Genomic DNA, 19,840 nt, shown 5'->3' on the forward strand with positions numbered 1-19,840 from the left:
CGGGTTCTCTCGTGCGGCCTCAGATCGCCAGGCGCGCCAACAGGTCCCGCGCCTTCTCCGCGTTCTGCGGGTCGCAGAGCACGTCGTAGCGGCCGGCCACCAGTTGCATCGTGGAGCTGAAATCGCGCGTCCCGCGCGCCATCGCGTACGGAACCGCGGACGTGATCAGCCCGAAGAAGACGCCCGCGACCAGGCCGGTGACCAGCGCCGCCCACGGATTGGGGCTGAAGAAGCCCAGCACCAGCCCGATGAACAACCCCAGCCAGGCCCCGCTGAGCACGCCACCACCGATCACCTTGGGCCAGGTCAGCCGCCCGGTGACCCGCTCCACCTGCATGAGGTCGACGCCGACGATGGTCATCTGCTGGACGGGAAAGTCCTGTTCGGAGAGATAGTCGACAGCGCGCTGCGCCTCGGCGTAGGTGGGATAGGACCCGACGGGCCAGCCCTTCGGCGGGGTCGGCAAACCGGGCGCACCACGCCGGCCGGCCGGAGCGCCGGTGGGCGTGCCGCCGGGAACTTGTCCAGGCTGGAATGGACTAGTCATATGAGCTCATTCTCCTCCGCCTCGCCTTCGCTCGCTTCCACATCTCATCTTCGGCCCTCCCACCCTATGCCGCGACCCCTCGGCGACCTGCGAATACTCGAGGCGCCCGGCCCACACGTCCCGCGCGTTCGCGGACCGCGGTGGCCGCCCGCCCATGGGCTAGGTTGAACCCATGACGGCTCCCGGCGGCGGCTTCGGCGAGAGTGCCCACGACGGCGAGGCCGATGCGCCCCAGCCCGGCGGGGCCTTCGCGGAGCCGACTCGGCAAGGCCCCTGGGAGCCACCGGGATCCGGCTATCCGCCGCCCGGCCATCCGGCCGGGTATCCCGCGCCCTACCCCCCTCCGATGCCGCCGCCGGCGCCGATGCCGGGATACCGGCAGCCGGCACCGCCCTATCCCCCGGTGCCACCGCCGCCCGGCTATGGGCCACCACCCGGCTATGGGCCCGCCCCGTACCCGGGGGCCTATCCCCCGCCGCCGGACTATCGGGGCGGCTACGGGACGTTCGAGGTCGCGCGGTCCGGGACGAACGGGCTCGCGGTCGCCTCGCTGATTTCGTCGCTCACCGGTTTGCTCTGCTGTTTCATCGGCTCGATCGTGGGCATCGTGCTGGGCGTGGTCGCGCTGAGCCAGATCAGGCAGACCCGCCAGGGCGGCCAGGGAATGGCCGTGGCCGGCGTCGCGATCGGCATCGGCACGCTGCTGGTCGGCGTGGTCGTCGCCGTCTTCAACATGCATGCGCGTTAGCGGCGACAACGACTGCGCTCCGGCCGCCGGCTGCCGGCTGCCTAGGCTCTACGTCTATGGGATCGGCTAACAGGGTGTACGTCGCGCGGCTCGCGCGGATGCTGGTGCTGGGCCCACTCGGCGAAAACTTCGGGCGCATCCGCGATGTCGTGGTCAGCATCAGCATCGTCCGGCAGCAACCGCGCGTCCTGGGGCTGGTGGTGGACTTGGCCACCCGCCGCAGCATCTTCATCCCGATCTTGCGGGTCACCGCCATCGAGCCCGGCGCGGTCACGCTCAACACCGGCAACGTGTCCCTGCGCCGTTTCGAGAAACGGCCGGGTGAGGTGCTGGCCATCGGCCAGGTGCTCGACACCCCGGTCAAAGTCAGCGACCCCGCACTGCCCGAGCTGGCCGGGCTCGAGGTCGTGATCACCGACCTCGGCATCGAACAGACCCGAACCCGGGACTGGGTCGTGAGCAGGGTCGCGGTCCGCGGCCAGCGACGGCTGGGGCGACGCGGCCCCGTGCACGTGGTCGATTGGCAGTACGTGCAGGGCCTGACCCCGTCGGCGTTGGCGATGCCCGGGCAGGGGGTCGCCCAGCTGCTCGATCAGTTCGAGGGGCGCAGGGCCGTCGACGTCGCCGACGCCATCCGCGGGCTGCCACCCAAGCGGCGCTACGAGGTGCTCAGGGCGCTCGACGACGATCGACTCGCCGACATCCTGCAGGAGTTGCCCGAGTCGGATCAGGCCGACGTGCTGTCCCAACTGGGCACCGATCGCTCGGCCGAAGTGCTCGAGAAAATGGATCCCGACGATGCCGCCGACCTGCTCGGCGCCCTGAGCCCGACCGACGCCGAGATGTTGTTGACGCGCATGGACCCCGGGGAGTCCGGCCAGGTGCGCCGGCTGCTGACGCATTCACCGGACACCGCGGGCGGCTTGATGACGTCGGACCCGGTGGTGCTGACCCCGCACACCTCGGTCGCCGAGGCGCTGGCCCGGGTCCGCGACCCCGACCTCACCCCGGCGCTGTCGTCGATGGTGTTCGTCGCCCGCCCGCCCACGGCGACCCCCACCGGCCGCTACCTGGGCTGCGTGGCGCTGCAGCGGCTCCTGCGCGAACCCCCGGCCGAGCTGGTCGGCGGCATCGTGGACAGTGACCTGCTCACGCTGGCGCCGGAGACCCCGCTGGTCGCCGTGACCCGCTACCTGGCCGCCTACAACCTGGTGTGCGGGCCCGTCGTCGACGACCAGAACCATCTGCTGGGCGCGGTCACTGTCGACGACCTGCTCGACCACCTGCTGCCGCACGACTGGCGGATGGACATGCAGCGGCTGGACGCGGCCCGCCTCGAGGGACTGGGAGGGTCCGCGTGAGCAAAACCCCGGCACCCCGCGGGCTCTACACCCCGCGCACCTCCCGCCGGTACTCGCCGCGCGTGGACCCCGAGGCCGTCGGGCAGCTCACCGAGTCCATCGCGCGGTTCTTCGGCACCGGCCGCTACCTGCTGATCCAGACGATCGTGGTGATCGCCTGGATCGCCGTGAACCTGTTCGCGGCGACGGTGCGCTGGGACCCCTACCCGTTCATCCTGCTCAACCTGGCGTTCTCCACGCAGGCCGCCTACGCGGCGCCCCTGATCCTGCTGGCCCAGAACCGCCAGGAGAACCGCGACCGGGTCGCGCTGGAGGAGGACCGCCGCCGCGCCGCACAGACCAAGGCCGACACCGAGTTCCTGGCCCGCGAGCTGGCCGCGCTGCGCATCGCCATCGGCGAGGTCGTCACCCGCGAGTACCTGCGCGACGAGCTGGACGAGCTGCGAGCGAAACTCGACGCACTGGCGCCGGCATCGACGGATGCCGACTACCCGGCCGACGACGGTCAATGCCGCAGCTCTAAGAATTCGGGCTGAGAGCAGAACTGACCATTGCGCCACTCTCGTCACATGAGTTATGTATTGTGATCTGGTTCACGGAGCTAATAAGAACTGGTTACAGCCAGGTCACATTGCTTAGGACGGTCGAGTGCGCATTGGGGGACGCTGGGGTCGCCAGAGTCGAAACCCGGCCGCGGCGGCGGCCGGTCAACGCACGCGCCGCTTGACACGGACACCGGCCTTCGGTGTCGCCGTCATCACCCCGTTGATACTTGCGGGCGCGGTCGGCGGCGAAGCTCCGCCGCTGCAGGGCCCACCCCCGCCCAAGGGCACCGCCATCACCCCGGTGGCCGCGGTCTCACCCGCCGTTCCCGGGAATTCCGGGCCGGCCGTCGTCGCCGCCGACCGTGAGCCGACCGCCTTCCACATCGCGGAGGGTGCACTGGCGGCGCCGCCCCCGAAGGCCGTGAACGCCCCGGGCGCGCTGGGCATCCCGACGATGGCGCTGTCGGCCTACCGCAACGCCGAACAGAAGATGGCGGTCTCCGACCCGAACTGCGGCATCAGCTGGAACCTGCTGGCCGGGATCGGGCGCATCGAGTCCGGGCACGCCGGCGGCGGCGCCGTCGATGCGCGCGGCACCGCGGTCACCCCGATCTACGGCCCCGCGCTGGACGGCACCCTGCCCGGCAACGAGGTCATCATCCAGAGCAGCGTCGGCAACCGGGTGACGTACGCCCGCGCGATGGGCCCGATGCAGTTCCTGCCCGGCACCTGGGCCCGCTACGCCGCCGACGGGGACGGCGACGGCCGGGCCGACCCGCAGAACCTGTTCGACTCGACCCTGACCGCGGCGCGGTACCTGTGCAGCGGGGGCCTCAACCTGCGCGACCCGTCGCAGGTGATGGCCTCGATCCTGCGCTACAACAACTCGTCGGCCTACGCCCAGAACGTGCTGGGCTGGGCGTCGGCGTACGCGACCGGTGTGGTTCCGGTCGACCTGCCTCCGATGACCGGGCCGCCGCCCCCGCTCGGCGACGCCTTCCTCGAGCACCCGGAAGGCCTCGGGCCCAGCCTGCCGATGAACATCAACGGCCTGCCGATGGACCACCCGCAGGCGCGCACACCGCTGATCGACCTGAGTGGTTCCGAGCCGGCCGGCCAGCAACCGATGTTCCCCTGGATGGCGCCGACGCCGTCGCAGCTGCAGACCCAGATGCCCGGCTGCACGGTCATCTGCGTCACCCCGCAGGCACCCCCGGGGCCGGCCCCGCCGCCGTGGATGGCGGCCCAGCCGCCTCCCCCGCCGTGGATGGCACCGCCCCCCAACCCGGCGCCGGCGCCCGCACCCGGCGGCTGACACCCGGCCGCCCGACCCCGCCGCCTACACTCGGCGGTGATGTCACCTCATAACACCGACGACCTCACCGCAGCCATCCGCACGGCGCTGGGCAAGGTGATCGACCCCGAACTGCGGCGTCCCATCACCGAACTGGGGATGGTCAAGAGCATCGACATCGAGCCCGACGGCGGTGTGCACGTCGGGATCTACCTGACCATCGCCGGCTGCCCGAAGAAGAGCGAGATCACCGAGCGTGTCACCAGCGCGGTGTCCGACGTCCCCGGCACCGGCGCGGTGCGGGTCAGCCTGGACGTCATGAGCGACGAGCAGCGCACCGAGCTGCGCAAGCAACTGCGCGGCGATGCGCGCGAGCCCGTCATCCCGTTCGCCCAGCCGAGCTCCCTGACCCGCGTCTACGCGGTCGCCTCCGGCAAGGGCGGGGTGGGCAAGTCGACCGTGACGGTCAACCTGGCCGCGGCGATGGCCGCCCGCGGGTTGTCGGTCGGCGTGCTCGACGCCGACATCCACGGCCATTCCATCCCGCGGATGATGGGCACCACCGACCGGCCCACCCAGGTCGAGGCGATGATCCTGCCGCCCATCGCGCACGACGTGAAGGTCATCTCGATCGCCCAGTTCGTCGAGGGAAACACGCCGGTGGTGTGGCGCGGGCCGATGCTGCACCGGGCGCTGCAGCAGTTCCTGGCCGACGTGTACTGGGGCGACCTGGACGTGCTGCTGCTCGACCTGCCGCCGGGCACCGGCGACATCGCCATCTCGGTGGCGCAGCTCATCCCCAACGCGGAAATCCTGGTGGTGACCACCCCGCAGCTGGCCGCGGCCGAGGTCGCCGAACGGGCCGGCAGCATCGCCCTGCAGACCCGCCAGCGCGTCGTGGGGGTGGTGGAGAACATGTCGGGGCTGATACTGCCCGACGGGTCCACGGTGCAGGTGTTCGGCGAGGGCGGCGGCCAGCAGGTCGCCGAGCGGTTGTCCCGCGCGGTCGGCGCCGACGTGCCGCTGCTGGGCAAGGTTCCGCTGGACCCCGCGCTGGTGGCCGCCGGGGATGCGGGCATCCCGATCGTGCTGAGCGCGCCCGACTCGCCGGTGAGCGAGCAACTGCGTGGCGTCGCCGACGTCCTGTCCTCGCGGCGGCGCGGCCTGGCGGGTGTGTCGTTGGGCCTGGACCCCACCCGGCGCTAGGCGGCCCTCACAGCCAGCCGCCGGCGCCCGCGGTGCCGGCGATCACGAACGACATCCGCTACCTCCACGACCGCTCGCCGGCTCTCACCGGGCTCCGGGAACACTGTGCAGGCGCAGGCTGACGCGGCATCAAAGCCGCGGCCCGATGGTCGAAGCATCGGTGAACGGTCGGCGGCCCCGCGGCGCCGGCTCAGGTCGCGTCGCTGTCGAACGGCGTGGGGCCGTCGTGCTGCTCGGCCGCAAAGGTCGGTCCCGCCGGTTCCGCGGGCTGGGGCGGGGCTCCGTTGACCGGCCTGACCGGCCCGTCGAAGTTGCCGGTGAAGAAGGAGTCGTCGCCGTCGAAGAGGTGCTTGGTCAACGCGGCGCGCGGCGTCATCCCCCGCAGCCTCTGCAGCTCGCTGATCGGGCCGCGCAGGTCGTCGAACTCGGGGCCGATGTCCTCGCGCAGCTGACTGGTCACACCGCTGAGGTAGTCGCGCGCCTGCCGCAGCGCGGTCGCGCTCCAGCGGATGGCCCCCGGCAGCCGCTCCGGGCCGAGGATCACCAGCCCGACCACCACGAGGACAAGCATCTCCCCCCAGCCCACGTTGGCGAACATCTAGCTGGTATCGGGTTCCGGCTTGACCGTCAGCGTGACGTGCCGGCCGTCGCGGACCACCTCCACCGGCGCGTCCTGGCCGATGGTCAGCTGCCGCACGGCGACCACGAACTCGTCGGAGTCGGCCACGGTGCGGTTGCCGACCTTGACGATGACGTCGTTTTCCAGGATTCCCGCCTTCTGCGCCGGGCTGCCCGCCTTCACGTTGGCGACCTGAGCGCCGGACGCGATCGCGTTGCTCACCGACCGGGTGCTGATGCCCAGCGTCGGGTGCACGATCTTCCCGTCTTTGATCAGGGTTTCGGCGACCTGCCTGGCCTCGTTGATCGGGATGGCGAAGCCCAACCCGCTGGCGCTGTCCGACAACGACTTACCGGCGGTGTTGATGCCGATCACCTGCGAATCCATGTTGATCAGCGGGCCGCCGGAGTTGCCGTGGTTGATCGAGGCGTCCGTCTGGATAGCGTCGATGACGGTGTCGGTGTCCGACCCCTCCCCCGACAACGGGACGGGGCGGTGCAGCGCGCTGATGATGCCGTGGGTGACGGTGCTGCGCAGCCCCAGCGGGGCACCGGCGGCGAGGACCTCGTCACCGACGCGCACCTTGGCGGAGTCGCCGAGGCGGGCCACCGTCAGGTTGTCGACGTTGTCGACCTTGAGGACGGCCAGATCGGTCTTGGGGTCGCGCCCCACGAGGTTGGCGGGCACTTCCTTGCCGTCGTTGAACACCACGGTGGTCTTGAACTGGCTGGGATTGTTGGCCGCCTCGGAGATGACGTGGTTGTTGGTCAGGATGTAGCCGCGGCCGTCGATGATGACTCCGGAGCCCTGCAGCCCCTCCTGGTCGCTCTTGGACTCGATGGTCACCACCGAGTCGGCGGTCGCGGCCGCCACCTTGGCGAACCGGCCGGCCGGTCCCTGCGGGTTGTTGTCGGTGGCCAGCGTCACCCGCGAGGTGGTGAACGCCTCGACGACCTCCGCCGTCTTGCGACCGATCACCCCGCCGATCACGCCGATCAGCAGCGCGATCATTGCCAGGACGGCCAGCGCGCGGTAGGACACCCGGCCGCCGAACAGGACGTCGCGCACGCCCAACTTGCCGCGGTAGCCCGGCACGGTCTGCGGGGGGGCCGGGGCCACCGCCGGGGTTCCCAGCGCGGCCCCGGCACCGGGGTCGCGCCACGGGTCGTCGAGGTCGTCCGGACCGGCGCCGTTGCGTTCGCCGTCCAGCGCGCCGGCATCGATCGGGTGACGCTGCAGCGACTCGGAAATCCCCACCGGGCGGCTGAACGCCTCCTGCAGCACGGGGTCGGCCGGTTGGTCGTCAGGCCTGAATTCGCCTTGTTCGCGGTACTTCGCCGGTCGCACGCGCTCCGCCACGAAGGACCCCTGCAGCCCGGCGGGACGACTGAACGCCTGCCGCGACGCGGGATCGACCGGTGGCCGGGAGATGGGGCGCGGCGCCAGGCGCGGGGCGCTGTTCTTGCCGCTGTCTTGGTCGGAGGTCACATTATCCTCTTTGGATCCTCTTCTGAGCACTGGAGACAGCCCATTTAGGGGCGATAGCGGGACCGGCGTGGTCCGTGTCAATCCCTAGTATCCATGCTCCCCGGTCGTTCGGGGTGAGCGCCCACGGCGGGCCACCGGTCGGCAGGGGCGAGTCACCGGCGCTTGCGCTCGTCGCGCGCCTCGCGGTCGGCGAAAGGCTCCGATGGCGGCGATGCCTCGTCGGGCGAACAACGCGGGATGTCGGACAGCAAGCCAAGCAACGTGCTGGGGATCCGGATCGGGTGGGATTCGCGCAGCGCCGCACGCGCCCGGCTCTGATCGTCGACCTCGGCCGCGCACTGCGCGCACAACGACAGGTGGTGCGCGGCGCGCAGGTGCGCGTTCATCCTCAACTCGCCGTCGACGAAGGCCGCGATCGCCTCGGCGGACAGGTGTTCGGTGGAACCGAACTGGCGGGGCGCACCGACCGGCGCGTCGCTCTGGGAGGCGAACTGAGCGGGTAGCCAGGAGAACGCGCGGCGGAACACATGTCCCCGGTCGGCCATCGCCAGCTCCAATCGTCGCGCAACACCTCGAAATCCAACACCTCGAATGTAGCGCGACGTGGCGCCCGTGAGCCCGCTTGCGGACCCCGAAACCGCTGGTTTGTCCGGCCCGGTGTCGCGAGCGGGTCGCGATCCGGCTTGGTCGAGCCGGTGCATCGCATCGAGATCGGCCGCCGGGCGATCGTGCCGGCCTATGCCGACGTGACGGCGTCGGCGCGGCTGCCCTGGTCCGGGTGGGCGGCCAGGTAGTCGCGGAGCGCCTGGCGTCCGCGGTGGATGCGGCTGCGTACGGTGCCCAGTTTGACGCCCAGCGTGGCGCCGATTTCCTCGTAGGACAGACCTTCGATGTCACACAGCACCACGGCGGCACGAAACTCCGGCGGCAACGAATCCAGGGCCGCCTGCAGGTCCGGGCCAAGCCGGGCGTCGTGGTAGATCTGCTCGGGGTTGGGATCGTCGGCGGGTACCCGGTCGTAGTCCTCGGGCAGCGCCTCCATCCGGATGCGGGCGCGACGCCGCACCATGTCGAGGAACAGGTTCGTGGTGATGCGGTGCAGCCAGCCCTCGAACGTTCCGGGCTGGTAGTTCTGCACCGAGCGGAAGACCCGGATGAACGTCTCCTGCGTCAGGTCCTCGGCGTCCTGCTGATTTCCGGAAAGCCGGTAAGCCAGGCGGTAGACCCGGTCGGCGTGCTGGCGGACCAGCTCGTCCCAGGACGGCATCGTCGACTTGTCACCGGTCGCGTCGAACACCGCGGTGCCCTGCAGTTCCTCGGACGTCTCCACCCATTTGTCGTCGGGAAGCTCCTGGGGGTGCGACATGCTGGCCGGGCTCAAAAGCGTGGTGATGATCGAATCCTCCGAGTTCGGTCTGCCAGTGATTGGCATTTCGTCACTGGCGGCAACAGGAAGCTGCCATTCTGTATTCCCGGTCCATCGCCCTCCGCGTTCCATACGGCTACCGTCGCGTACCGGGGTGTGTGCGATATATGAGCAATCTGAGCTGAAGCTGAGAAACCATATCGTTACCTGCGCTGCGCAGGAGATATCCGCCGCGGGGCAACCTTAAACCTTTCCGTCCCGGCGGGCGTGTCGCCGCGGTCCGGTTCAGGCGCGCCTGAGCGACGGCGCCGCGGATTCGACATACGCTGCGGACATGGACGGCACCGGTAGCAGCTCCGTCACACCCGACCAGCCGGCCCCCGGCCGGGCCGAATCGCTGTTCGCGCACGCCGAGGGTTCGATCTCGGAGGACGCCATCCTGGCCGCGGCCCGCGAGCGCGCCGTCGACATCGGCGCGGGGGCGGTGACACCCGCGGCCGGCGCGCTGTTGAGCCTGCTGGCCAAGCTCAGCGGCGGCAAGGCCGTCGCCGAGGTCGGCACCGGCGCCGGTGTGAGCGGACTCTGGCTGCTCTCGGGGATGGGCGAGGACGGCGTGCTCACCACGATCGACATCGAGCCCGAGTATCTGCGACTGGCCAAGCAGGCGTTCTCCGAGGCCGGGGTGGGGCCGTCACGCACCCGCCTGATCAGTGGCCGGGCCCAGGAGGTCCTCACCCGGCTCGCCGACGAGTCCTATGACCTGGTGTTCATCGACGCCGACCCGATCGACCAGCCCGACTACGTCGTCGAGGGGGTGCGACTGCTGCGCTCCGGCGGCGTCATCGTCGTGCACCGGGCGGCTCTGGGCGGGCGGGCCGGCGACCCCTCCGCGCGCGACCCCGAGGTGGTGGCGGTCCGCGAGGCGGCGCGGCTCATCGCCGAGGACGAGCGGCTCACCCCGGCGCTGGTCCCACTGGGCGACGGCCTGCTGGCCGCCGTCCGCGACTGAACTTCTCGCGAGCAGACACAGAATCGCCCATTTCGGCACGAAATTGGGCGATTCTGCGTCTGCTCGCCGCGCCTGCTTGACCCCAGGCTGAACGCGCGTTTAGTCTCCTGAACATGCGTTCAGCCGACCTGACCGCCGCCGCCCGGATTCGCGACGCGGCCATAGCGCAGTTCGGCGAGCACGGGTTCGGCGTCGGAGTCCGGGCGATCGCCGAGACGGCCGGCGTGAGCGCCGCGCTGGTCATCCACCACTTCGGCTCCAAGGACGGCCTGCGCAAGGCGTGCGACGAATACCTCGCCGAAGAGATCCGCAGCGGCAAGCTGGAGGCGATGCGGTCCCCCGATCCGGCCTCGTGGTTCGCGCAGATGGCCGAAATCGAGTCCTATGCACCGTTGATGGCCTACCTGGTGCGCAGCATGCAAGCCGGCGGCGAACTCGCAAAGACACTGTGGCGCAAGATGATCGACAATGCCGAGAGCTACCTGGACGAGGGCGTGCGGTCGGGAGCACTCAAGGGAAGCCGCGATCCCCGGGCCAGAGCGAGATACCTGTCGATCACCGGGGGTGGCGGATTCATGTTGTATCTGCAAATGCACGACACACCAACGGATCTGCGTGCCGTGCTACGCGACTACGCCGACGACATGATGCTGCCCGCACTGGAGATCTACACCGAGGGACTGATGGCCGATCGCGCCATGTACGACGCATTCCTGGCCGCGAAAGAAGGAGAATCCCATGCCGGTTGAGCAGGTTGCGCCCATCGAAATCCGTGGGTTGACAAAATACTTCGGCGCGGTGCGGGCGCTGGACGGCCTGGATCTCACGGTGCGGGCGGGCGAGGTGCACGGCTTTCTCGGACCCAACGGCGCAGGCAAGTCCACCACCATCCGCATCCTGCTGGGCCTGGTGAAGTCCGACGGCGGCAGTGCGCGGTTGCTGGGCGGCGACCCGTGGACCGAGGCCGTCGACTTGCACCGCCGGATCGCCTATGTGCCGGGCGATGTCACGTTGTGGCCCTCGCTGACGGGCGGCGAGACCATCGACCTGCTGGCCCGGATGCGCGGTGGCATCGACGGGAAGCGCCGAGCGGAGCTGATCGAGCGCTTCGACCTGGATCCCCACAAGAAAGCCCGCACCTACTCCAAGGGCAACCGCCAGAAGGTGTCCCTGATCTCGGCCTTCTCGTCGCACGCCGAGCTGCTGCTGCTGGACGAGCCGAGTAGTGGCCTGGACCCGTTGATGGAGAACGTGTTTCAGCAGTGCGTCGGCGAAGCCCGCGACCGCGGGGTGACGGTCCTGCTGTCCAGCCACATCCTGGCCGAAACGGAAGCACTGTGCGAACGCGTCACGATCATCCGGGCCGGCAGAACCGTCGAGAGCGGGTCCCTGGCCGCCCTGCGGCATCTCAGCCGCACCTCGATCAGGGCTGAAATGACAGGCGATCCGGGCGACCTGACCCGGATCCGGGGAGTCGAGGACGTCATCGTCGAGGGCAACACGGTGCGCGCCCAGGTCGACAGCGAAAGCCTCGGCGAACTCATCCGGGCGCTCGGCCACGCCGGCGTGCGCAGCCTGGTCAGCCAGCCGCCGACGCTCGAGGAACTCTTTCTGCGCCACTACAACACCGCGGAGGCTTCGGCGTGATGAGCACCGCCACCGTGGATCGGCCACATCCCGCAACGCACCACGCACCGCAACGCTTTTCGAAATTCGCCGGCACGCTGGGGATGCTGCGGCTCTATGTGCGCCGCGACCGGGTCTCCCTGCCGCTGTGGGTACTGCTGTTGTCCGTGCCGTTGGCCACGGTCTACATCGGCAGCATCGAGAAGGTCTACCCCACCCAGGCCGCCCGCGCCGCACTCGCGGCCTCCATCATGGCCAGCCCGGCCCAGCGGGCGCTCTACGGGCAGGTCTACAACGACAGCCTCGGCGCGGTCGGCATCTGGAAGGCGGGGATGTTCCACGTGCTGATCGGGGTGGCCGTCATCCTCACGGTGATCCGGCACACGCGCGCCGACGAGGAGACGGGCCGCACCGAGCTGGTCGACTCGACCGCGGTGGGCCGCTACGCCAGCCTGAGCGCGGCGCTGCTGCTGTCGCTCGGGGCATCCGTGGCCACCGGCGCGATCGGTACGGCCGGACTGCTCGCCACCGCCGTGCCGGCCGGCGGGTCGCTCGCCTTCGGGGCGGCGCTGGCCGGCTCCGGCGTGGTGTTCACCGCCGTGGCCGCGGTGGCCGCGCAGCTGTCGTCGAGCGCGCGGTTCGCGCGGGGTGCCGCGTTCGCCGTGCTGGCGGGAGCGTTCACGTTGCGCGCCATCGGCGATGCCGGTGACGGCGCGCTGTCGTGGCTGTCGCCGCTGGGTTGGTCGCTGCAGGTCAGGCCGTATGCGGGCGATCACTGGTGGGTGCTGGCGCTGCACCTGGCGGCGGCGACGGCGCTCACCGCGGTGGCGTATCGACTGCTCGCCGCGCGCGACGTCGGCGCCGGACTGCTGGACGAGCGCGCCGGTCCCGGATCCGCGGCACCGCAGTTGGGCAACGCCTTCGGGCTGGCATGGCGGCTGGACCGCGGCTCGCTGCTGCTGTGGACGGCCGGGCTGTGCCTCTACGGCCTGTTGATGGGCAGCGTGGTGCACGGCATCGGCGACGAGCTGGGCGGCAGCCAGCTGGCGCACGACATGGTGGTGCGCATGGGCGGCACCGCCGCCCTCGAGGAGGCGTTCATCGCGGTGGCATTCACCATGATGGGCATGGTGGCCGCCGCGTTCGCCATCTCGCTGACCTTGCGGCTGCACCAGGAAGAGTCCGGCCAGCGAGCGGAGACGACCCTGGCGGGTGCCGTGTCGCGAAGCGGCTGGCTGGCAAGCCATCTGGTGGCCGCGCTGGCCGGATCCGCGGCGGCGATGCTGATCAGCGGTGCGGTGGGCGGACTCGTCTACGGCGTCGCCGCCGGCGACGTCGGCGGCAAGCTGGCGGTGGTGACCGGAACCGCCCTGGCACAGCTGCCGGCGGTGTGGTTGCTCGCCGCCGTCACGGTCGGGTTGTTCGGTCTCACGCCCCGTTTCGCACCGGCGGCATGGGGCGTGCTGGTCGCCTTCGTCGCCGTCTACCTGATGGGTTCACTGGCCGGGTTCCCGCAATGGTTGCTCGACCTGGAGCCTTTCGCCCACATCCCGCGCGTCGGCGGCGACTTCACCGCGGTGCCGCTGCTGTGGTTGCTGGCCATCGATGGCGCCCTGATCGCATTGGGCGACATCGCTTTTCGACGACGCGACCTGCGCTGCTAGGAGGATAGTGAAAACCGCCATTCGGCTGACGGCATCCTCGGTTCTGGGGCTGGCCGCATTAGCCTTGCTGCTGTTCGTACCGGCCGGCACGCTCGGCTATTGGCAGGCATGGGTTTTCATGGCCGTGTTCACGGCGGCGTCCCTGCTGCCGACGATCTACCTGGCGCGGACCCGCCCCGCCGCCCTGCAGCGGCGCATGCATGCCGGGCCGCGGGCCGAGACGCGAACGGCCCAGAAGATCAGCATCACCGGCTCGTTCGTGACCCTCTTCCTGATGGCGGCGTTCAGCGCATTCGACCATCGCATGGGCTGGTCGGGCGTGCCGGGGTGGCTGTGCGTGCTCGGTGACGTCCTGGTCGCGGCCGGGCTGACCGTCGCCATGCTGGTCATCGTCGAAAACAGCTACGCCGCCGCCACCGTCACAGTCGAGGCCGGCCAGCGACTGGCCTCCGCCGGTCTCTACAAGTTCGTCAGGCACCCTATGTACGTCGGGAACGTGATCATGATGGTCGGCATGCCGTTGGCGCTCGGCTCCTACTGGGGTCTCGCCTTCGTCATCCCGGGGATCGCGGCCCTCGTCTTCCGTATCCTCGACGAGGAAGAGTTGCTCAGCCAGGAGTTGGCCGGCTACAGCGAATACCGGGAGCGGGTGCGGTATCGATTGTTGCCCCATGTCTGGTAGCGGCCGGTCTAAGGTATCGGCGTGGCCCGAAATCCGGCACCCGCGCTCGACCGGCCGTGGCGGCGGGGCGGCGCCCTGCGCTACGGGGTGGACCGGATCCGCCGACTCGTCAAACCGCCCGTCACCGTCACCGACCCGCCGGCCGACGTCGTCGTCGACCGCGACGTGGGGGCCCCGGCCCGCGACGGAACCACGTTGCGCGTCAACGTCCTTCGCATGGAAGGCGATCCGCCCCGGCCGGTGGTGCTGAGCGTCCATCCCTACGGCAAGGACAAGCTGCCGGCGCGGCGGGGCAAGCGGTGGACGTTCTCGGCGCAGTACCGCATGCTGCGCCAGCCGCAGCCGGTGAGGTTCTCGGCGCTCACCGGCTGGGAGGCGCCCGACCCGGCGTGGTGGACCGCGCGCGGGTTCACGGTCGTGAACGCCGACTCCCGTGGGTGCGGCCATTCCGGCGGCACCGGAAAGCTGTTGTCGCACCGGGAGGCCGAGGACACCTACGACCTCGTGCAGTGGATCGCCGGGCAGCCCTGGTGCGACGGCCGGGTGGTCATGCTCGGGGTGTCCTATCTGGCCGTCAGCCAGTACGCCGTCGCCGCCCTGCGGCCGCCGGCGCTGCGGGCGATCTGCCCCTGGGAGGGCTTCACCGACGCTTACCGCGACCTGACTTATCCGGGCGGCGTCTGCGAGCGCGGGTTCGCCCGCCTGTGGGGACGCATCGTCGCCCGGACGACGCGGCAGACCTACAACCTCGCGCAGATGCAGGACGAGCACCCGCTGCGCGATGACTTCTGGCGGTCGCTGGTGCCCGACCTGTCGGCGATCGAGGTGCCCATGCTGGTGTGCGGCAGTTTCTCCGACAACAACCTGCACAGCCGCGGTTCCATCCGGGCGTTCACGCATTGCGGCTCCGCCCACGCCCGCCTCTACACCCACCGCGGCGGCAAGTGGGCGACCTTCTACTCCGAGGCCGCGCGCGACGAACAGCTGCAGTTCTTCCGCGGCGTGCTGGACGGCGCGGCGGGGTCGCGCAGCGTGCGGCTCGAGGTGCGCGAGGACCGCGACACCGTCGCCGCGGTGCGCGAGGAAGCCGAATGGCCGCTGGCCAGAACGCGTTGGCGGCCGCTGTATCTGGCCGGGGGCGGGGCGCTCTCCGCACAGCCACCGGCGGCCGGCAGCGTCACCTTCGAGACCCGTTTTCGCGCAGCATCTTTCACCTGGAAAATACCCGCGAATATCGAGCTGACCGGTCCCATGGCCGCGCGGTTGTGGGTCTCACTGGACGGCTGCGACGACGCCAACCTGTTCGTCGGCGTCGAGAAGTGGCGCGACGGAAGGTTCGCCGGATTCGAGGGTTCCTACGGCTACGGCCGGGACCGGGTCACCACCGGGTGGCAGCGGGTTTCACTGCGCGCGCCCGACCCCGAGCTCTCGCGGCCGTGGGAGCCCGTGCCGGCATGCACCGAACCGCAACCGGTGTCCGCCGGCCAGGTGGTGGCGGTCGACGTCGCGCTGGGACCGTCGGCGACGCTGTTCCGCGCCGGCGAGCAGCTGCGGCTGGTGGTCGCCGGGCGCTGGCTGTCGCCGCGCAACCCGCTCACCGGCCAGTTCCCGGCGGCCTACGCCAGATCGCCGCGGGGTCGGGTCACGTTGCACTGGGGACCGGGCTACGACGCCCACCTGCTCATCCCGGAGGTCCCCTGAGGCCCGCGAGCAGTCCCCCGCAAGCCGGAGGTGCCCCCGACAAAATCGCCCGTTTCGGCACGAAATTGGGCGACTTTGTGTCTGCTCGCCCTAGATCCAGACGCCCTTGCCCACCGCGACCACGCCGCCGGCGCTGATCGCGAAGCGCTCCCGGTCCCGCTCCAGGTCCACCCCGACCATCTCGCCGGGCCCCACCACCACGTTCTTGTCCAGGATCGCGTGCCGCACCACCGCGCCGCGGCCCACCCGGGCGCCCGGCATGATCACGCTGCCCTCCACGATCGCGCCGTCGTCGACCACGACGTTGGACGACAACACCGAGTTGCGCACCGAGGACGCCGAGATGATGCTGCCCGCACCCACCACCGACTCCTGCGCCGAGCCGCCGTTGACGAACTTGGCCGGCGCCAGGTTCTCCGACTCGCCGCGAATGGGCCAGCGCTTGTTGTACAGGTTGAACACCGGATGCACCGACACCAGGTCCATGTGCGCGTCGTAGAACGCGTCGAGCGTCCCGACGTCGCGCCAGTAGGCCCGGTCGCGGTCGGTGGCTCCGGGGACCTCGTTGTCGTTGAAGTCGTAGACCGCGGCCATCCCGTCGTTGACCAACCGCGGGATGATGTCGCCGCCCATGTCGTGATCGGAGTGGTCGTCGTCGGCGTCGGCGCGGATCGCGTCGATGAGCACCTTGGTGGTGAAGATGTAGTTGCCCATCGACACGAACGTGGACTCCGGGTCGTCGGGGGTTCCGGGCGGGTCCAGTGGCTTCTCCACGAAATCGCGGATGCGACCGGAGTCGTCGGCGTCGATGCACCCGAACGCGGTGGCCTCGCTGCGCGGGACGCGGATACCGGCCACCGTCGCGCCGGCCCCGCTGTCGATGTGGAACCGGAGCATCTGCTCGGGGTCCATCCGGTACACGTGGTCGGCGCCGAAAACCACGATGTAGTCGGGGTCTTCGTCATAGATCAGGTTGAGCGACTGGTAGATCGCGTCGGCCGAGCCGGTGTACCAGCGCGGGCCGAGGCGCTGCTGCGCCGGCACCGGGGTGATGTACTCACCGGCCAGGCCGGACAACCGCCAGTTCTGCGAAATGTGACGGTCGAGTGAATGCGACTTGTATTGCGTGAGAACACAGATCCGCAGGAACCGGGCATTCACCAGGTTGGACAGCACGAAATCGATCAGCCGGTAGGCGCCGCCGAAGGGAACCGCGGGCTTGGCGCGGTCCGCGGTGAGCGGGTACAGCCGCTTGCCCTCACCGCCGGCCAGGACGATGCCCAGCACGTGTGGCGCTTCCCTCATGGCACAAACCTATCGGCCGTTGCGAACCGCTGCCAGGGGATCCTTGCATTTGCCGTTCTGACGTTCTGTCCGTCAAGGTATTTGGCTCGCCCAGCCGCGCCGCGGCCCACCGGCCGCCGCCCACCGGCCGCCGTCCCGGCGCTACCCCATCCCGACTCGCGGACCACCCGGTCGCCGCACTACGGTGCCGATATGCGGGTGGCGATGATGACGCGGGAGTACCCACCGGAGGTCTACGGCGGGGCCGGGGTGCACGTCACCGAGTTGGTCGCCCAGCTGCGCCGGCTTTGCGAGGTCGACGTGCACTGCATGGGCGCGCCCCGCCAGGGGGCCCCGGGGGTGCAGGCCCACCAGCCCGATCCGCGGCTGCAGGACGCCAACGCGGCGCTGTCGACCTTGTCGTCGGACCTCGACATGGTCAACGCCGCGTCGGCGGCCACCGTCGTGCATTCGCATACCTGGTACACCGGCCTGGCCGGGCACCTGACCGCTCTGCTCTACGGCATCCCCCACGTGCTGACCGCGCATTCCCTCGAGCCGCTGCGGCCGTGGAAGGCCGAACAGCTCGGCGGCGGCTACCGGGTGTCGACGTGGGTCGAGCACACCGCGGTGCTGGCCGCCGACGCCGTCATCGCGGTCAGCTCCGGCATGCGCGAGGACGTCCTGCGGGTCTATCCCGCGCTGGACCCCGGCAAGGTGCACGTCATCCGCAACGGTGTCGACGCCGAGGTCTGGTACCCCGCCGGGCCCGCGGACCCCGGCGGCTCGTTGCTGGCCGAACTCGGGGTGGACCGGAACAGGCCGATCGTGGCCTTCGTCGGCAGGATCACCCGGCAGAAGGGCGTCGCCCACCTGGTGGCCGCCGCACATCATTTCAGCCCCGGGGTGCAGCTGGTCCTGTGCGCCGGCGCTCCCGACACCCCGGAGCTGGCCGAGGAGGTGCGCAACTCGGTGGCGCAACTGGCCCGCGCCCGCTCCGGCGTGTTCTGGGTCCGGGAGATGCTGCCCACGACCGATCTGCGCGAAATACTCTCGGCGGCAACGGTTTTCGTATGCCCGTCGGTCTATGAGCCGCTGGGCATCGTCAACCTGGAGGCGATGGCCTGCGGGACCGCGGTGGTGGCTTCCGACGTCGGCGGGATACCCGAGGTGGTCGCCGACGGTGTCACCGGGTCGTTGGTACATTACGATCCCGACGACGCCTGCGGATACCAGACGGGATTGGCCGCCGCGGTCAACGAGCTGATCGGCGACCCAGGAAAAGCCGAGCGCTACGGCCGGGCGGGACGGCAGCGCTGCATCGAAGAATTTTCCTGGGCGCACGCCGCGGAGCAGACGCTCGACGTCTACCGGAAGGTGTGTGCGTAGCACCCGGGCCTTGGGGTTCAGGAGACCTCAGGTGGAACTGGTGACGCCCTTGAGTTCGTCGCCCAGGGCGGCGGCCTCGTCAGGTGTGAGCTCGACGACCAGTCGACCGCCTCCCTCGAGTGGTACCCGCATCACGATGCCGCGCCCTTCCTTGGTCGCTTCCAAAGGACCATCTCCGGTCCGGGGCTTCATCGCCGCCATCGAGTGCTCCCTCCACAGTCGGGCCGGCCCGCTTGAGCGGGCCTGGTCGGCGTCGAGCGTGCCCCGCCGGCGAACTTCCTGCCACACCCGACATCGAACTGGCAAATCACCCCTCCATTGTTCCCTATGAAGGTCACGGGTTGCACCAAGACCCGGCTGTGCGGCCCCATCAGCCTGTCGCGGGCACCCAGCAAGCACGAATATGGTCGTCGACCATCCCGGTTGCCTGCATCAGCGCATAGGCGGTGGTCGGTCCCACGAAGCGGAATCCGCGGCGTTTCAGCTCGTGTGCCATCGCCTTCGATTCGGCGCTGGCCGAGGGGATTTGGCTGCCGTCGGCCGGCCGGGGCCGCGGCGGCGGCGCAAACGACCACAGCAGCCGGGACAGGTCGTCGGGAGATCCCAGCTCGGCGGCCGCGCGCGCGTTGGCGATCGTCGCCTCGATCTTGGCCCTGTTGCGGACGATTCCCCCGTCGGCCATCAGTCGCTGCACGTCGGCATCGGTGTAGCCGGCGACCTTCTCGATGTGGAACCCGGAGAAGGCGCGCCGGAAATTCTCCCGCTTGCGCAGGATGACCAGCCAGGACAGCCCGCTCTGGAAGGCCTCCAGGCTCACCCGTTCGAACAACGCGGCCCCGTCGCGCACCGGGCGGCCCCATTCCCGGTCGTGGTAGGCGCGGTACAGGTCGAAATCGGGGCCGGGCCGCGCCGACGCCCAGCCGCAGCGAACCAGCTCGTCATCGCTCATGTCAGTCCTGACGGTTTTGGCCGTCCTCGGGTTCCACCGGATCGGCTTGGGCGGCGGGCTCGGCGGCCGGCGCATTGACCGCCGCCAGCTGTCCGCGCAGGGCCTCGAGCTCGCGGGCGAGCCGGTCCAGCACCCAGTCCACCTCGCTGGTCTTGTATCCGCGCAACACCTGGGTGAACTTGACGGCGTCGACGTCGGAGCCGGTCACGCCGTAGGCGGGCAGCACCGTCGCCGTCGTGCCCCGCGGCAGCGGCGGCAGCTGCTCACCACGCCCGAACAGCAGGCTGGCCGCACCGAACAGCACGATCGCGACCAGCACCAACACAACCAGGTACAGCAACACCAGCGCCACGTGACCGATA

General features: G+C 70.1%; 21 protein-coding genes. 12 read left to right on the forward strand and 9 right to left on the reverse strand.

Annotated elements, in window-relative coordinates; genetic code table 11:
- Positions 1–19 precede the first annotated feature (19 nt).
- Positions 20–547, reverse strand: a complete 528-nt coding sequence (locus ACJ512_RS22515) for a YflT domain-containing protein (protein ID WP_407686198.1) — start codon at positions 545–547, stop codon at positions 20–22.
- Between the two features lie 172 nt (positions 548–719).
- On the opposite strand from ACJ512_RS22515, the gene ACJ512_RS22520 reads away from it, so the two are divergent.
- The 5 genes from ACJ512_RS22520 to ACJ512_RS22540 all read left to right on the forward strand — a co-directional run bounded on the left by ACJ512_RS22520 (position 720) and on the right by ACJ512_RS22540 (position 5,701).
- On the forward strand, positions 720–1,295 hold the full coding sequence (locus tag ACJ512_RS22520; protein WP_407686199.1) for a DUF4190 domain-containing protein: 576 nt from the start codon (positions 720–722) through the stop codon (positions 1,293–1,295).
- Positions 1,296–1,351: 56 nt separating this feature from the next.
- Complete coding sequence (locus ACJ512_RS22525; protein ID WP_407686200.1) at positions 1,352–2,656, forward strand: magnesium transporter MgtE N-terminal domain-containing protein; 1,305 nt, start codon at positions 1,352–1,354, stop codon at positions 2,654–2,656.
- Complete coding sequence (locus ACJ512_RS22530; RefSeq protein WP_407686201.1) at positions 2,653–3,192, forward strand: DUF1003 domain-containing protein; 540 nt, start codon at positions 2,653–2,655, stop codon at positions 3,190–3,192. The genes ACJ512_RS22525 and ACJ512_RS22530 overlap by 4 nt, the downstream gene beginning before the upstream one ends.
- 112 nt (positions 3,193–3,304) lie before the next feature.
- A complete protein-coding gene (locus tag ACJ512_RS22535; protein ID WP_407686202.1) occupies positions 3,305–4,516 on the forward strand; it encodes a lytic transglycosylase domain-containing protein in 1,212 nt (403 codons plus the stop codon).
- A gap of 39 nt (positions 4,517–4,555) precedes the next feature.
- Positions 4,556–5,701 carry an Mrp/NBP35 family ATP-binding protein gene (locus ACJ512_RS22540; RefSeq protein WP_407686203.1) on the forward strand — a complete coding sequence of 382 codons (1,146 nt, stop codon included), beginning with the start codon at positions 4,556–4,558 and terminating at the stop codon, positions 5,699–5,701.
- 190 nt (positions 5,702–5,891) lie between these two features.
- On the opposite strand, the gene tatB is transcribed toward ACJ512_RS22540, so the two are convergent.
- From tatB to sigE, 4 genes are all read right to left on the reverse strand, one after another.
- Positions 5,892–6,299 carry a Sec-independent protein translocase protein TatB gene (gene tatB, locus ACJ512_RS22545; protein ID WP_407686204.1) on the reverse strand — a complete coding sequence of 136 codons (408 nt, stop codon included), beginning with the start codon at positions 6,297–6,299 and terminating at the stop codon, positions 5,892–5,894.
- Positions 6,300–7,808, reverse strand: coding sequence for a serine protease HtrA (gene htrA, locus ACJ512_RS22550; RefSeq protein WP_407686205.1), 1,509 nt, complete (start codon positions 7,806–7,808; stop codon positions 6,300–6,302).
- Positions 7,809–7,960: 152 nt separating this feature from the next.
- Complete coding sequence (gene rseA, locus ACJ512_RS22555; RefSeq protein WP_407686206.1) at positions 7,961–8,353, reverse strand: anti-sigma E factor RseA; 393 nt, start codon at positions 8,351–8,353, stop codon at positions 7,961–7,963.
- A gap of 191 nt (positions 8,354–8,544) precedes the next feature.
- Positions 8,545–9,306 (reverse strand): RNA polymerase sigma factor SigE, encoded by a 762-nt coding sequence (sigE, locus tag ACJ512_RS22560; RefSeq protein WP_407686207.1) that lies wholly within the window; start codon positions 9,304–9,306, stop codon positions 8,545–8,547.
- A gap of 202 nt (positions 9,307–9,508) precedes the next feature.
- Between sigE and ACJ512_RS22565 the strand changes: the two genes are divergently transcribed.
- The 6 genes from ACJ512_RS22565 to ACJ512_RS22590 all read left to right on the forward strand — a co-directional run bounded on the left by ACJ512_RS22565 (position 9,509) and on the right by ACJ512_RS22590 (position 15,856).
- Positions 9,509–10,183 carry an O-methyltransferase gene (locus ACJ512_RS22565; protein ID WP_407686208.1) on the forward strand — a complete coding sequence of 225 codons (675 nt, stop codon included), beginning with the start codon at positions 9,509–9,511 and terminating at the stop codon, positions 10,181–10,183.
- A gap of 113 nt (positions 10,184–10,296) precedes the next feature.
- Entirely contained in the window at positions 10,297–10,932 is a 636-nt protein-coding gene (locus tag ACJ512_RS22570; RefSeq protein ID WP_407686209.1) for a TetR/AcrR family transcriptional regulator, read from the forward strand.
- Positions 10,922–11,830: an ABC transporter ATP-binding protein gene (locus ACJ512_RS22575; RefSeq protein ID WP_407686210.1), complete on the forward strand. Its 909-nt coding sequence runs from the start codon at positions 10,922–10,924 to the stop codon at positions 11,828–11,830. The genes ACJ512_RS22570 and ACJ512_RS22575 overlap by 11 nt, the downstream gene beginning before the upstream one ends.
- The gene (locus ACJ512_RS22580; protein ID WP_407686211.1) at positions 11,830–13,473 is read left to right on the forward strand and encodes an ABC transporter permease; all 1,644 of its coding nucleotides are present in this window, start codon (positions 11,830–11,832) and stop codon (positions 13,471–13,473) included. The genes ACJ512_RS22575 and ACJ512_RS22580 overlap by 1 nt, the downstream gene beginning before the upstream one ends.
- 7 nt (positions 13,474–13,480) lie before the next feature.
- On the forward strand, positions 13,481–14,155 hold the full coding sequence (locus tag ACJ512_RS22585; protein ID WP_407686212.1) for a methyltransferase family protein: 675 nt from the start codon (positions 13,481–13,483) through the stop codon (positions 14,153–14,155).
- A gap of 21 nt (positions 14,156–14,176) precedes the next feature.
- Positions 14,177–15,856, forward strand: a complete 1,680-nt coding sequence (locus tag ACJ512_RS22590; protein ID WP_407686213.1) for a CocE/NonD family hydrolase — start codon at positions 14,177–14,179, stop codon at positions 15,854–15,856.
- A 90-nt stretch (positions 15,857–15,946) separates the two neighbouring features.
- Here the strand turns inward: ACJ512_RS22590 and glgC are convergent, their stop codons facing one another.
- On the reverse strand, positions 15,947–17,161 hold the full coding sequence (glgC, locus tag ACJ512_RS22595) for a glucose-1-phosphate adenylyltransferase (RefSeq protein ID WP_407686214.1): 1,215 nt from the start codon (positions 17,159–17,161) through the stop codon (positions 15,947–15,949).
- Positions 17,162–17,353: 192 nt separating this feature from the next.
- Here glgC and glgA point away from each other — a divergent pair, with 192 nt between their 5' ends.
- Positions 17,354–18,529 carry a glycogen synthase gene (glgA, locus tag ACJ512_RS22600; protein WP_407686215.1) on the forward strand — a complete coding sequence of 392 codons (1,176 nt, stop codon included), beginning with the start codon at positions 17,354–17,356 and terminating at the stop codon, positions 18,527–18,529.
- A gap of 27 nt (positions 18,530–18,556) precedes the next feature.
- On the opposite strand, the gene ACJ512_RS22605 is transcribed toward glgA, so the two are convergent.
- The 3 genes from ACJ512_RS22605 to ACJ512_RS22615 form a co-directional block, all read right to left on the reverse strand.
- A complete protein-coding gene (locus ACJ512_RS22605; protein ID WP_066995255.1) occupies positions 18,557–18,730 on the reverse strand; it encodes a DUF3117 domain-containing protein in 174 nt (57 codons plus the stop codon).
- A gap of 169 nt (positions 18,731–18,899) precedes the next feature.
- The gene (locus tag ACJ512_RS22610; RefSeq protein ID WP_407686216.1) at positions 18,900–19,478 is read right to left on the reverse strand and encodes a DNA-3-methyladenine glycosylase I; all 579 of its coding nucleotides are present in this window, start codon (positions 19,476–19,478) and stop codon (positions 18,900–18,902) included.
- Between the two features lies 1 nt (position 19,479).
- Positions 19,480–19,830, reverse strand: coding sequence for a DivIVA domain-containing protein (locus tag ACJ512_RS22615; protein WP_407686217.1), 351 nt, complete (start codon positions 19,828–19,830; stop codon positions 19,480–19,482).
- Positions 19,831–19,840: the final 10 nt, after the last annotated feature.

Source organism: Mycobacterium cajalii (assembly GCF_045809005.2).
GTDB lineage: Bacteria > Actinomycetota > Actinomycetes > Mycobacteriales > Mycobacteriaceae > Mycobacterium.

What these genes read in the sequence shown, in the direction of transcription:
- ACJ512_RS22610 (WP_407686216.1), bottom strand. Translation starts at nt 19,478, where the DNA reads ATGAGCGATGACGAGCTGGTTCGCTGCGGCTGGGCGTCGGCGCGGCCC.
- ACJ512_RS22515 (WP_407686198.1), bottom strand. Translation starts at nt 547, where the DNA reads ATGACTAGTCCATTCCAGCCTGGACAAGTTCCCGGCGGCACGCCCACC.
- glgA (WP_407686215.1), top strand. Translation starts at nt 17,354, where the DNA reads ATGCGGGTGGCGATGATGACGCGGGAGTACCCACCGGAGGTCTACGGC.
- tatB (WP_407686204.1), bottom strand. Translation starts at nt 6,299, where the DNA reads ATGTTCGCCAACGTGGGCTGGGGGGAGATGCTTGTCCTCGTGGTGGTC.
- ACJ512_RS22525 (WP_407686200.1), top strand. Translation starts at nt 1,352, where the DNA reads ATGGGATCGGCTAACAGGGTGTACGTCGCGCGGCTCGCGCGGATGCTG.
- ACJ512_RS22520 (WP_407686199.1), top strand. Translation starts at nt 720, where the DNA reads ATGACGGCTCCCGGCGGCGGCTTCGGCGAGAGTGCCCACGACGGCGAG.
- ACJ512_RS22565 (WP_407686208.1), top strand. Translation starts at nt 9,509, where the DNA reads ATGGACGGCACCGGTAGCAGCTCCGTCACACCCGACCAGCCGGCCCCC.
- ACJ512_RS22605 (WP_066995255.1), bottom strand. Translation starts at nt 18,730, where the DNA reads ATGGCGGCGATGAAGCCCCGGACCGGAGATGGTCCTTTGGAAGCGACC.
- ACJ512_RS22570 (WP_407686209.1), top strand. Translation starts at nt 10,297, where the DNA reads ATGCGTTCAGCCGACCTGACCGCCGCCGCCCGGATTCGCGACGCGGCC.
- sigE (WP_407686207.1), bottom strand. Translation starts at nt 9,306, where the DNA reads ATGGAACGCGGAGGGCGATGGACCGGGAATACAGAATGGCAGCTTCCT.
- rseA (WP_407686206.1), bottom strand. Translation starts at nt 8,353, where the DNA reads ATGGCCGACCGGGGACATGTGTTCCGCCGCGCGTTCTCCTGGCTACCC.
- ACJ512_RS22575 (WP_407686210.1), top strand. Translation starts at nt 10,922, where the DNA reads ATGCCGGTTGAGCAGGTTGCGCCCATCGAAATCCGTGGGTTGACAAAA.
- ACJ512_RS22580 (WP_407686211.1), top strand. Translation starts at nt 11,830, where the DNA reads ATGAGCACCGCCACCGTGGATCGGCCACATCCCGCAACGCACCACGCA.
- ACJ512_RS22540 (WP_407686203.1), top strand. Translation starts at nt 4,556, where the DNA reads ATGTCACCTCATAACACCGACGACCTCACCGCAGCCATCCGCACGGCG.
- glgC (WP_407686214.1), bottom strand. Translation starts at nt 17,161, where the DNA reads ATGAGGGAAGCGCCACACGTGCTGGGCATCGTCCTGGCCGGCGGTGAG.